This window comes from Petrotoga sp. 9PWA.NaAc.5.4 (assembly GCF_002895485.1).
GTDB lineage: Bacteria > Thermotogota > Thermotogae > Petrotogales > Petrotogaceae > AZRK01.
On sequence record NZ_AZRK01000012.1, the window covers coordinates 51,769 to 65,100 of the forward strand.

Genomic DNA, 13,332 nt, shown 5'->3' on the forward strand with positions numbered 1-13,332 from the left:
CACAAAGCCACTTTAGAAATTCTAAAATATAAATTTTATACAGATTTTAGATTTTTAAAAGATCCCTCCTTTACTCTATCTCTCATTAACTACTAATTTCTCTAATATATTTGGTACTTGTACCGGAAAAGAAGGGAAGGGGTCCTGTCCAGTAACCCTTTTAAAATCAAAACTTTTTTGATTATCTTCATCTCTAAAGTTCCTGAAAAGTGTCCGTGCGGAATTTAGCTTATTGATATTCCCCCAATAATGATAATAGTCAGACCTCTATTCTATTCAAAAATTTTTTCCCAAAAAGTTTGTAAAAAGATCAAAAATAAACTGTAAATAACCAAAAAATTCTAACATCTCATTCAGGAAATACTCTTGTTAACTTTGTAAATACCCTTAAATTTAGAGACATAATTTCAGGAGCAGGGGAGTACAATTTCAATTCATTTCTCGAATTTCTTGGATAATTGTCTTAATCCTGCTCAATGAAGAAACAGAGAAACTTATTTATCACATAAGGAAAATAAATGTTTCTGTATCTTTGAATTAAGTGTTATTCAATTATTATTATAGGAGGAGGATAAATATGAAAAAAACACTGTTTCTCACTTTAATTCTTGTTTTGACATTTTGTTTCTCTATGGGAGCTGTAACTTTAAAAATTTTGGTTAGACCCGATGAAGGTGGAGTTATAGAACTATATACAAAAGAATTTGAAAAACTAACAGGTGTTAAGGTTGTAGTGGACTATATTGGCTGGGATCAGATAAGTATCAAAACAACAACAGCTTTAATGAATAAAGGTGGAGGGTACGACATCATTTTTATACCTTCTGCAGAAAAATCAAGATTCGCTACAATGGGACAATTTGTTGATTTAAACGAATGGTTCACCGAAGATGAAAAAAACGAATTTTTAAAGAGTTTTGTAGATTATTATTCTCACGAAGGTCAATGGATTGGAGTTCCCTGGTACAGTGGTAGTGCTCATTTTGTGTATAATGAAAAGTATTTACAAGATGCAAATGTGAATTCTGAGAACTTATCCACTTGGCAAGATGTCCTTAATGCAAGTAAGGCAATTGTCGAAAAAAGTAATGCCGAATACGCCTTTACACCAAGTTGTAAATATCCTGGTAATTACTATTTTAATTATGGAACAATTCTGTTAGCAATGGGAGGTCAGTTTTTCGACGAAAATCTTAACCCAGTATTCAACACTGGAATTGGTGTAGAAGCCTTGGAACTCTTGGTTGAGGGAGTTAATCAAGGAGTATTTAACCCAGCAGGAGTTTCTCTTGACGATTACGAAACCTTGAAGATTTTCCAAGCAGGAAAAAGTGCTTTTATGCTAAATTCCACTTGGTCTGCTAATCAAGCAATGCTGCCTGAAGCTTCAACAGTTACAGATTATGCTAAAGTTAGAATGATTCCTGGAGGAAAAAATTCTGAAACAGGCGGTCTTATTTATGGAGGAGCTTTTGGTATAACGAAAGCCTCACAGCATAAAGAAGAAGCTGTTGAGCTTGTAAAACTTCTCACTGGTACAGAAGCTCAAATGATGCATGCAATATCGGGATTTAATCTTCCAACTAGAAATAGCTTATTCGAAGGTTCAAGGTTAGAAGCTATAAATAAAGCGTGGCCGGTTTATGGTGAATTGGTTGCTCAAGTTGAAGTGGGTAGTTTTGGACCCGATGTAGTATGGTTAGATCCTTTCAGAAGAACACTAGCTACAGCCGTACAAGATGCCATTTCAGGCAAAAAAACTCCTAAAGAAGCTCTAGATTGGGCAGCTAGACAGGCTATTGATATTAAATCTCAGTATGAATGAAATTGAGCACTCCGAAGCATATTTTTGATGAACTCATGAGCACTGGTAACCGGCAGAGTTTTCTCTGCTGGTTATTTTAAAAGGAGAGATAAGCATAGATGAAAAACCTTTCCAGAAAAAATCTAATAACCTTGTTGTTACCAAGTTTTCTCTTTATAATTTTTGTATTTGCGGTACCAATTTTTTATAGTATTTTCATTAGCCTTCATCATTATAATATTCTACTTCCTTACCATCCTTTTGTAGGCTTCAAAAATTATATAAAATTATTTCAAGACAGTGTTTTTTGGTCTTCATTGAAAATTACTCTTTATTTCGTTGTTGTAGCTGTAACAATTGAGCTAAGTCTAGGAATGTTGATAGCTCATCTATTAAATCAGGATTTCAAAGGTAGGAAGTTTTTGCGCGTGATTCTTATGGTACCATGGGCAGTTCCCTGGGTTGTAAATGGCATTATGTGGAAATGGATATATAACAGTGAGTTTGGTGTTCTTAATAAGTTACTACTTCAAATAGGCATCATTGAGAAGAATATCCAATGGTTAGGGAAACCTTTCCTGGCGCTAAATATGATGATTTTTGCTGATGTTTGGAAAGAGACACCTTTTATCGCTATTTTGTTTTTAGCCGGGTTGCAGGCAATTCCTATAGACTACTACGAAGCTGCTGAAATAGAAGGTGCAAATAGTTGGGTGAAATTTTGTCGTATCACTCTTCCTCTCTTGAAACCTGTCACCTTTGTTGCTTTATCTTTAAGAACTATCTGGGCTTTTAAAAGTTTTGATCTTATCTACGCACTAACTCAAGGAGGACCTTCGCAGGGAACGAATCTCTTAAATTTTTATATTTATCAAACAACCTTTAGTCATCTAGATTTTGGATATGGTGCAACTCTTTCTCTTGTTCTAACTATCATTATATTAGTTATAACTTTATTATTCTATAAATTTATTCTTACAGAGGAGGAATGACCTTGATTAGAAAACGTAAGAAAAACACACTTTTCAAAGTACTAATTTATCTTTCTGCGGTGGTTTTAACTTTATATATTTTGGGGCCATTCCTTTGGATGTTTATCTCAAGTATTTCACCAGAGATTGAATTAATAAGCGGTTCTCGTAAATGGTTTCCTTCTAATCCCACCTTAAAAAGATATGAAGTGCTCATAAATAAAGTAGAAGGAGCAAGATTTAGAACAGCTTTTTTTAATAGTCTCATAGTTGCGACAATTTCTACAATCTTGACAATGTTTTTCGGAACTCTCGCAGCTTATTGTTATGCAAGATTTAAGTTTAAAGGCAAAAAATCGATGGTCCTCGGTATTTTATTTACCCAGATGCTTCCTGGGGCAGCTATCGCGATTCCCATTTATCTTTTTATGAGCTCTTTGAATCTTCTTGACACTAAGGTTGGCTTGATTCTTGTTTACACAGGTTTTATAATGCCTGTTGCAATTTGGATACTAAAAAACTATTTTATAAGTATTCCTCAAGAAATAGAAGAAGCTGCCATAATAGATGGAGCAACAACTTTTCAAATCTTGTTTAGAATTATTATTCCGCTAGTTACACCGGCTCTTTTTGCTACCGGTCTATATTCTTTTATTACAACCTGGAATGAATTCTTTTTCGCGTTGATATTAACAGGATCAAATTCTAAAACAATTCCTGTAGCAATTACCGAGTTCAGTACCCAAGGAGGAGTCGATTATGGAATGATGTGTACCGCTGGAGTGATAGGCTCGATAATTCCATTAGTAATTGCTATAATTTTTAAAGATTACCTTGTAAGCGGATTGACTGCGGGTTGGGCTAAGTAACTATATACTTTAAATATATTAAACAACAAGAGTTATGATTTGAAAATTTTTGTATCTCCAAACGTGCCAGGATTTAGAGTAGAGTATAACATTACAGTCTTTGACGAGCACAACAGAAAAATAACAAAACATTAGAAAAAAGTCTATTTAAAAGGGTTAAAGGGCGTCACCCTTACCTTTTTCCTTCAGTATAAATAGCAAGAACAGGGAGATACGCTCAACTAGGTCCGTTGTGAAAGATGAAGATTTTCTTCCTAAAATATAATTTAAAACATTGATAAAAGTTTTATTGATGATCTTTTAAAGAGCGATTCTTCTAAAAGGCTTGTATCTATCATAATTTCTACGTCACAATTCTTAGGGTTCTAAGTTATCGCAGAAGGAGTCGAAAATAAGGAACCATTGTTGTTTCTTCAATCAAGAGGACGTTACGAAATACAAGGTTATTATTTTAGTAAACCTCTTCCTTTGAATGAATTTGTAAAATTATTTTGTTAAAAACCAATATTTATCGTTCTTTTTTTAATGCTAGTAGTGCATTTACATTAATTTTATTGATTTCGTAGGTATCTAACAGCTCAATGTCAATTTCCGGTTTTCCTTCTTCGTAACTATGTATTTTTCTTATTGCAATATTGATAAACAGTTCTTGACGTTGGGCTACTATTGCATCAACAACGCCTTTTTCAAGAAGTTCAATGTTTTTGGGTATGTTATCAAAACCGATAAAAATCTTATCTTTCAAATTTATTTTTCTTCTAAGCACTTCAACTATTTCACAAAACTGAGCATCAAGTCCTGCCATAAGATCAAAATGTGGGTATTTTCTAATGAGCTCTTCTAAATTTTTAATTCTTTCAGCTGTGTTTACCTTTCCATAATCCATATCAACTATTTTTATTGTATTGTATTTCTTTAGTTCATCCTCTATTCCTTTTAGACGATCAACTATATTTGCTCGATTTTTGTCTGGCATACTGATAATTACATCGCCTTTATCTTTGTTTTTTAGATGTTTAGCTATTACTTGACCCATTTTTATTCCAGCTGTATAGTTATCTGTGCCAATAAAACTTAATCTCCTGCTGTTGTGGCAGTCAGAATCAACACATATAGTTTTAATACCTTTTTCGTCTAATTCGTTGATTAGGGGGACAAAACGTTCGCTGTCAGCAGGGGTTAATATTAAATAGTTGATTCCTTTTCTTTCAAGTTCTCTTATCTTTTCTAATTGAGCTTCAAATCTCTGAGCTCCCGCTTCAGGGCAATTAACCAAAAATTCATATCCATATCTTTCAGCTGTTTTTTGGCCATTTTTAATCATTTCGAAAATAAAAGGATGATCCTGGGGTAGCAGATGAACGAAACCTATCTTTTTTACTTTCTTTTCATGAATTTCTATGTTGTAATCGCTAATCTCAGTACTAACTACTTGAATGGCTTTCATTAATCTTTCAGCAAGATCAAAAAGAACACGGTTGGATTCTTTTTGCATTTCACTAATCGATTGGGCTTCTTCGGTAGATGCAGCAAATTCCTGGGAGAGCGAAGCAATACTGGTTATGAAGCTAATTACAGAGTCTTTTATATCGCCCAATTCTAAAACACTTTCCTTTAGTACTAAGAGCTGATTTATTGAATCAGCTATTGCAAAGTATATCTCTTTAAAAGTGTCGTGAACCTTTTTGTTTACATCGAGTTGAGAATTAGCTTTTTCGTCTAGATGATTTATTAATTCAATGGTAGAATCAACTTTTTCATTAACTAATTTCAAAGTTACTCCTATCTCTTGAACAAGGTTGTTACTTTGCTCTGCTAAATTTCTAATCTCTTCTGCAACAACAGAAAAACCTCTACCAGCTTCTCCTGCTCTTGCAGCCTCTATAGCCGCATTGAGCGAAACTAAATTGATTCTCTCTGCTAGTGAATCGATAGTAGTTATAACTTTATACGCATTATTTACACTATCTTTTAGAGCTTGTTCAATTTGAATAGTTTCAGAAAAGGCCCTTTGAATTTCTTCGCTTTCTTTCATCGATAATGATATATTTGATATACCAATATCACTTTTTTCTTTAAGTTTGTTGATTTCATTTTCTATCTCATTAATATTGTTAAGCATTTTATCAAAATTGTTAGTTAATTCTACGAGATCTTTTGTAACATTTTCATCATCTATTGCTTGTCTTTCTGCGCCTTCAACTATAAAATTATTGATATCGATAAGGTTTTGAGAAAGCAGAGAAGATTCATTTGCAGTTTCTGTTACAACTTTGGAAAGATTTATCATTTCTTCTATAGAAGATTTGAAATCTCTGATAATTTTAGTAAATTCATTAAAGAGATAATAGAGCTTTGAATTTTCTTTTTCTAGAATTTTTGCTGATTCGTCTTCTAAAAGATCTTTGCTTTTTATCTTGTTGTATATCAGTTGTATATCTTTTTCTTTATCTTTGTCTGAGAAAAAGATTGCAAAGATATTACCTACTATACCTACTATAAACAAGATACTTCCAACCATGATCATATAACGCATTACGATAAAGGCAATGATTAATAAGACTGTCGAAATACAGATAACTAGCTTTTTGGACATTTTCCATCCCCCCTCATTGTTGAAAAATATCAAGAAATTTTCTTTACTCACGAATGATTAACATGATTTCCTGAAAATATGCAAAATTTAGTTACATTCTTTAAGAAAATTCGATAATATTCAGAATAATTCTTCTAACATTCCTAAATTTTTTGTTTATATAAGAAAACAGTTTTGATTGATTATAACAGAGATATCTTTAATTATGTACTACCTTATTAATTATATTATAAAATATCTACAATTTTACATAAAAATTTAAATTGATAATAAGTATTATATATATCTAAGTTTTACGAAATATATTAAAAACATGTCAACCTAATATGAATATTGAAAGCCGGTTAAAATAACCAGCTTTCATAAAAGTAAAGTTAAAAATTAAAGAAAAACTTAATGATCAATCACCAATATAGTAAATTCTTCCCACCCAAAATGTACCAGTAGCATCTGCATCTGCTCCTAAATGAAAGCCCCATTTGTATATCTGTTCACCTTCGTCAACACCTGTCATATCAATTTCTAAAGTTTGCCATTCATTTCTTTTGTCCCTGTCAACATATGGCCACTCACTTGGATACATTGGGTAATTATTCTCATCTTTTTTGGTTTGCATAAAAGCTCTAAACCAGTTGAATTCTGCTTCTTCATCTACAAAAATCTCCAAATAAAATTTTGTTTTAGGTGGATTAGCGTCCAAATTTTCATAACTAACAGCAACTTGTCCCTCATTCTGCATTTCATAAGTCACTTTCACGGCATTTTTCTGTTCATCAAACTCTAATTCAACAATGGCTTGGTTTGTCATTCCATCTTTTTCCCATCCTATATCTTCTATAACTGGTGCAAGAATCGTCACGGCTCCTGCAGGTAACTCAGGTAAAGTTTCAATTTCTTCCTCTTCACCTTTAAAGACTGCTTTAATCTCTTTGTTGCCATTCATCTTGATTTTGTATTTGTTTTCTTCTGTTGTACCTTTTACATCGTCTTTATTAGTCCCTACCCATTTATCAAATACATAGCTTTCTTCTGGAACTACTTCAAGAACAACTTCTGTGTTGACTTCAATTTGAAATTCTTTAGTTTCTTCTGGCCCTACCTCTTCATCTCCCACTTTCACAGAATCACCCAGACTTACCTCAACTTTTAGAGTATAATTGCGGGTTTCAACAGTGGCACAACCCACTAAAGCTAAAACCAACACCGTTATAATCGTCAAAATAGTCAACTTTTTCTTACTCACTTTAATCCCTCTTCACTTTTTGATACTTTTACTAATTTATGTTCATAGTAAAAATACACTTGTTTATAGTTAGTTTCTTTTAAAAATCATTAAAAATCAACAACAATCTTCATACTGAAATAACTTTTCGTTTTGTCTGAGATATCTTTAAATTCGTCAAATTCTAACCTTTCCACATTTTCAGTAGCAAATCTTCCTGTTAGTTGAATCCCGGATGGTGTTTTGTATTCAAATCCTCCATTTACTAATAAATCATTGTATTCGTGATATGAATGGTACTTTACAACTTGCAGATAAATATCATGCGGCTTTTTCAGGCAACTGGCTAGAAAATTCTATCTTAGGAGATAAAGCGATAATTGTTTCTGCCGCAACATATAAAGATGCAATGGAAAGGAAAGCATCTGATCAAGAGGATTTTGATTGGTGGTTTAAAGTTAAAGAAGTAAATTAATAATTTTTGTAATAATGAATAAAAGCTGCTTGATAAATCAAGCAGCTTTTATTTAATTACTTGATGTTACTAAACGGAAATATTTAATAAATGGGTGGCTAAGGCAAAATAAATAGTTAAAGAAAGTGAATCTACAATAGTTGTGATTAATGGACCAGCCATTACAGTCGGATCAATATGTAGTAATTGGGCAATAATAGGTAAAGCTCCACCTATTACATTAGCAACACAAACTGCAGACATTAAAGCAATAGAAACTGTAAACGCTATTTCTGCAGGATAACCCTCTAAAAAATAAATTTTTAAAAAGTTAACCAAAGCTAACCCAATAACAATGATTACACTTATCTGTATTTCTTTCCAAATGACTTTAAGTATATCTTTGTATTTAATTTCACCTAATGTTAAACTTCTTATCACCATTGCAGAAGATTGAGAGCCGGCATTACCTGTAGTATCCATTAAAATGGGAATAAAAGCAATTAATCCAACTACTTGTTGAAGGGCGGCTTCATATTTACTAATTATGTATGCACTTATAGTTCCAGAGATCATTAATATTAAAAGCCACCAAAATCTTTTTTTTGCCAAGGTAAAAGGACTAGTGATCATATAAGGTTTATCACTGGGTGACATACCTCCGATGTGATGAATATCTTCTGTGGTTTCTTCTTCAATCGCATCTAAGATGTCATCAACTGTTATTATCCCTACTAACCTTTTTTCACTATCTACGACTGGAACAACAATTAAATCATATTTTCTAAAGATTTGAGCAACAGTTTCTTGATCATCATGCGTGTTAACATAAATTATTTCTTTAAGCATAATATCTTCTACTTTTGCATCAGGTGGCGCTAATACAAGCTCTTTTAAGGAAACTATCCCCTCCAATTTTCTTTTTGAATCGGTTACATAACAATTATAAACCATTTCAACATCTTGACCTTCTCTTCTGATTTTGTCAAGGGCTTCTTGTACAGTTCTCTCTTTTTTGAGATCGATAAATTCTATTGTCATTAAACTCCCTGCAGAGTTTGGAGGATACTTTAAAAATTGATTAATTAGTTTACGTTCTGCTTCAGTAGAGTTTTTCAGAATTCTACTAACGACATTAGCGGGCATTTCTTCCAAAAAATCTATCTTATCATCAAAAAATAAATCATCTAATATCTCCATAAGTTTTTTATCATCAATCGCTAGGGATATTTTAGCTTGTAATTCCGATGGAAGATAAGAAAAAACATCTGCAGCTTTTTCTTTTGGGAGGAGTCTAAAAGCAATGATTGTCTGGGTTGACTCGAGCTCCTCCAATAATTCTGCTACATCTTGAGGTGGCATGTCTTGAATTTTTTCCTTAAATTCTATATACTTTTTCTCTTCGAGAAGTTTTTCAAGTTCTTCAACGATCATTTTTATTACCTCCAGTACAAGTTTTATCAAATAAAGTAAAAACTATATTTACTTGACTACAAAAAAAATAGTCATATTATCAGATTATTAAATGTAGGATGGTCTGTAAATTAATACTTGATTTTTTATAGTATAGTGATAATCAACTTAGATATTTATTAAAATTAATAAATTTAACAAAACTACAGCTTAACTAGGAAAGAAGTATATAAAAAACAAAAAAATATATAAGAAAAAAACTTAGAAGCCTTGAAAAAAACAGAAGAAGGTACTATTAAAAAATATGTGATTATGATATAGAAAGAGGGAACATATTCGTTTATTATAATAACATTAGCCACATAAAAACCATTTGAATTATACTTCAAAAATTAAATATTTTCAACCAAAAAAGATATTGTACAAAGAAAAGTAACTTTGAAAACCTAAAAGTAAATATCATTTAACTTTTAGTATAAGCTATATAAATTTTTATTTTTATACAAATTTTAGATATTAGATAATTGTATTTGATATAAATTCTATCTAGTAATATTGACAAGTATAGTAGTCTTAAAGGAGAGCCTCATTTCGACAAAACAACCCTTTAAAAATAAGGAGAACAAAATTAAAGAACAACGTTTGAATAATCTTATAAAATTAATGAAAGACAACAATATTTTCCAGGCTATAATTACTTCAACCCCTTCAATATTCTATTTACAAATGACTGGATTGAACAAGGAGAAAGGCTTTTAGCGTTATACATTAATATTACAGAAGAAGTGAAGTTAATCATAAATGAGATGTTCAAGTTAAAAAATATTGGAAGATACCTAGATGCAATAGAGGTTGAAGAAAGGACATTAGAAATTGCACAAAAAGAGCATATTAACCTCTTAAAAATTACACTTTTAAAACTTGCTTTAATTCTAGAAGCTGGAGATAGATTTAACAAATATTTTATCTCTTTAGAACAAACTGAATTTCGCCAATAATTATAAAAAGGAATACAAAGAGTTTTATATGCCAAAGAATAAACCAAGTATTGTAGATGTCCCAACTATGAACTATATTGCAGTTCGTGGTTCGGGTAATCCTAATTTGGAAGGCAGTGAATACAAAGAATCAATAAGTTTACTTTATGGCATTGCCTTTACTATAAAAATGAGTAAGATGGGAGACTACCAGATAGAAGGATATTTTGACTATGTCGTACCTCCTTTGGAGGGATTTTGGTGGCAGGAAAATGCTAAAGGAATTTATTATGCGCATAAAGAGAATTTTAAGTTTATTTCTATAATTCGTTTACCGGATTTTGTGAAAAAAGAAGATTTTGATTGGGCGGTAGCAGAAACTTCAAAGAAAAAGAAAAAAGATTTTTCCAAAGTTGAGTTTTTGACTTATGAAGAAGGCTTATGTGTACAGTGTATGCACATAGGACCCTATGATGACGAACCTGCGACTATTCAACTTATGCATGAATATATGAGAAAAGAAGGATATGAGCTTGATATTACAGAGAAGAGGTTTCATCACGAAATTTATCTTAGTGATGTTAGAAAGGTTGCTCCAGAAAGGTTAAAAACTGTTATAAGACATCCTATAAAAAAGGTATGAATTTAGAATTCGCTTGATAAAGATATGGATGGGATGGGTACGCGAGTCAGCAACATAAGCCTGACAGCTCTTGGTTGCCACATGCTCGAACAATTGTAACCCCCATCCTTTTTTCACTAATTATTAGATTAAACCGTAAGCTTGATCTACTTCTTGAACAAATATTATTCCTGCACCTTCTTTTTCGATATCTAATTTATCTCTAATAGAATTGACAACTGTCTCTGTTAATTCTTTCTTCACTATTATTAAGACTACGTCTTTTTCAGGTTCAATCTCCATAGAAAATATTTTTTCTATCTCATATTCACTAGCGCCTCTCGCATTAATAATTGTGCCACCTTTTGCCCCCGCTTCATTTGCTACTTCTACTACAAATTCTGCCTTTCCTTTATCAACAACAACAAATATTACATCATACATAGTATTTTTGGCACCTCCATTTGTCTTTACTTCTGCTGAAACGTATTTTTTATCTTTACTTTGTAAATCATAAAAATCTTTAATTGGAACAGTGAATAGTATACCCTTATTTGGTTTGTCAATATGAAAGATATCAACTATTTTAGGAACTATTTCTTTTATTTTTGAGCTTTCACAAACCATGAGTATTATTTCTTTTCTTACATCAGTTATACCTAAGAATTCTAAAATAGGACTTTTTACTGTTCCTTTTCCAAGAATGATTATTCCTCTTTTTATTCCAAGTTCTCGGGCGTATTTATAAACCTTACTTCCCATTCCAAAATTCAAGATTACATATATTAGTTCATAACTTTTTGTATTATTGTTCATCTTTTTGAGTTCCTCCTTTGGAGCTTTTGACTTTGAAAATTAGTCCAAATATTAGTAACGTTAGGACTGGCATTAAAGCAATTATTGAGATAGTTCCAAACCCATCAACTAAAGCATTTGATCCTTCTACAACCCCTGCAGCGCCTTGTGCAAAAGCTAAAATAAAAGTAGCGGCCATAAGTCCCGTTGCCACGCCTCCAGAATCAAACGCAATTCCTACAAACAAGTTAGGTACAAAGTAACTTAGTATTACCGCCAGGGCATATCCTGGTAATAAATAATACCACAATTTAAAGCCAGGTACAATAGTTCTAATCAAAGAAAGTGCAACTGCAAATCCTACACCAATAGAAAAAGCTGATATAATAAGTGAACCTTTTATATAACCGCTAGTTACTTCTTCTATTTGTTTCGAAATTACATAAACAGATGGTTCAGCAAGAATTGCGACTGCGCCTAAAATGAATCCAAAGAGTATCACAACGATTTTATTCTCGAAGGAAGTAAGCGCACCTCCGATTGTGATACCTACATCCATAAATCCTCCGTTAGCACCTGTTAGAAATAATACTGCACCTATGAATGTATGAACAAAACCTTTTATTATATTTAAAAAAGAATTTTTGGATAATTTGAAGGAGATAACTTGAAAAACTAAGAATATTATTACTATTGGTAACAAAGCTAACAACGTTTCAAGCATGATTGATGGAACCAGTTTAAAAAAACTGCCTACAATAGAACTGGAAGTAATGCTATTACTGGTGTAATGATTGATAGTATTTGACAAATCTGTGTTTCGTACGAAAATACTCATAATAAGCAAGGCGATAACTGCACCGCTTGTTGTAATACCAACTAAGCCAAAACTATCTTCTTCAGATTCTTTCCCCACCCTTCTTGAAAACAGTCCAATGGCAAGTGATGAAATAAAAGGTACAGTTAGGACTCCTGTTGTAGCCCCGGGAGCGTCAAAAGAAATAGAAATAAATTCAGGAGGAGCAATCAATGCAAGTACCAGTATTATAGAATAAATAATAGTCAAGCACAGCCTTAGAGGGATATTAAACATAGGTCTAATAACACCTAACGTAATTAAAGTACCAACTCCAATTGAAACTGAAATGATGATAAGTGATTTTGAAATTGCCCCTGCAGTAACATAATCTATTTGACCTGATACAATATGTAAAACAGGTTCAACTACCGAGATACTGAATCCAAATAATAAGCATATTAATATGATTTTCCATATACTGTTTGTGCCTAAGATGGTTGAGCCAAGCATATCTCCCATCGGAATAATTGCTATATCTACTCCAATTAGAAAAATAAATAGGCCAAAAATAATCAAAACAACTCCAATTAGGAATTTAATTAAGGATGTTGTACCTAAAGGAACAATTGTAAAATTCAGGATCAACACGATAATAGTAATGGGAATTACAGAGAATATGGCTTCCCTGAACTTTTTAATTAGTACATTCAATATAGTTCACATCCTTTAATTATTTTTTAGTGTAGATTTTAGTAATAAGTATGAGATTTAAAAAATGAGGAGAAATTATCTTCTCCTCTTATTATTATA

11 protein-coding genes are annotated in these 13,332 nt (G+C 32.0%); 6 read left to right on the plus strand and 5 right to left on the minus strand.

The window, feature by feature from the left end; all coding sequences use genetic code 11:
• The first annotated feature begins 577 nt into the window (after nt 1-577).
• From X924_RS04600 to X924_RS04610, 3 genes are all read left to right on the plus strand, one after another.
• Nucleotides 578-1,825 (plus strand): sugar ABC transporter substrate-binding protein, encoded by a 1,248-nt coding sequence (locus X924_RS04600; protein WP_121957772.1) that lies wholly within the window; start codon nt 578-580, stop codon nt 1,823-1,825.
• A 98-nt stretch (nt 1,826-1,923) separates the two neighbouring features.
• Complete coding sequence (locus tag X924_RS04605; RefSeq protein ID WP_121957773.1) at nt 1,924-2,796, plus strand: carbohydrate ABC transporter permease; 873 nt, start codon at nt 1,924-1,926, stop codon at nt 2,794-2,796.
• A 2-nt stretch (nt 2,797-2,798) separates the two neighbouring features.
• Nucleotides 2,799-3,644, plus strand: coding sequence for a carbohydrate ABC transporter permease (locus X924_RS04610; protein WP_158245314.1), 846 nt, complete (start codon nt 2,799-2,801; stop codon nt 3,642-3,644).
• 508 nt (nt 3,645-4,152) lie between these two features.
• Here the strand turns inward: X924_RS04610 and X924_RS04620 are convergent.
• Together X924_RS04620 and X924_RS04625 are read right to left on the minus strand one after the other, a co-directional pair.
• Nucleotides 4,153-6,240: a substrate-binding domain-containing protein gene (locus tag X924_RS04620; RefSeq protein ID WP_121957776.1), complete on the minus strand. Its 2,088-nt coding sequence runs from the start codon at nt 6,238-6,240 to the stop codon at nt 4,153-4,155.
• Between the two features lie 400 nt (nt 6,241-6,640).
• Nucleotides 6,641-7,483, minus strand: a complete 843-nt coding sequence (locus X924_RS04625; protein WP_121957777.1) for a hypothetical protein — start codon at nt 7,481-7,483, stop codon at nt 6,641-6,643.
• 268 nt (nt 7,484-7,751) lie between these two features.
• On the opposite strand from X924_RS04625, the gene X924_RS04630 reads away from it, so the two are divergent.
• Entirely contained in the window at nt 7,752-7,937 is a 186-nt protein-coding gene (locus X924_RS04630) for a hypothetical protein (protein ID WP_146255668.1), read from the plus strand.
• Between the two features lie 69 nt (nt 7,938-8,006).
• Here X924_RS04630 and mgtE read toward each other — a convergent pair whose 3' ends face one another.
• Complete coding sequence (gene mgtE, locus X924_RS04635) at nt 8,007-9,350, minus strand: magnesium transporter (protein WP_121957779.1); 1,344 nt, start codon at nt 9,348-9,350, stop codon at nt 8,007-8,009.
• A gap of 764 nt (nt 9,351-10,114) precedes the next feature.
• On the opposite strand from mgtE, the gene X924_RS04640 reads away from it, so the two are divergent.
• Together X924_RS04640 and X924_RS04645 are read left to right on the plus strand one after the other, a co-directional pair.
• A complete protein-coding gene (locus X924_RS04640) occupies nt 10,115-10,327 on the plus strand; it encodes a hypothetical protein (RefSeq protein ID WP_121957780.1) in 213 nt (70 codons plus the stop codon).
• A 28-nt stretch (nt 10,328-10,355) separates the two neighbouring features.
• A complete protein-coding gene (locus X924_RS04645; RefSeq protein ID WP_121957781.1) occupies nt 10,356-10,949 on the plus strand; it encodes a GyrI-like domain-containing protein in 594 nt (197 codons plus the stop codon).
• A gap of 123 nt (nt 10,950-11,072) precedes the next feature.
• On the opposite strand, the gene X924_RS04650 is transcribed toward X924_RS04645, so the two are convergent.
• Both X924_RS04650 and X924_RS04655 read right to left on the minus strand, forming a co-directional pair.
• The gene (locus X924_RS04650) at nt 11,073-11,744 is read right to left on the minus strand and encodes a P-II family nitrogen regulator (protein ID WP_121957782.1); all 672 of its coding nucleotides are present in this window, start codon (nt 11,742-11,744) and stop codon (nt 11,073-11,075) included.
• Nucleotides 11,734-13,233: a DUF1538 domain-containing protein gene (locus X924_RS04655; RefSeq protein ID WP_121957783.1), complete on the minus strand. Its 1,500-nt coding sequence runs from the start codon at nt 13,231-13,233 to the stop codon at nt 11,734-11,736. Before X924_RS04655 ends, X924_RS04650 begins: the two co-directional genes overlap by 11 nt.
• Nucleotides 13,234-13,332: the final 99 nt, after the last annotated feature.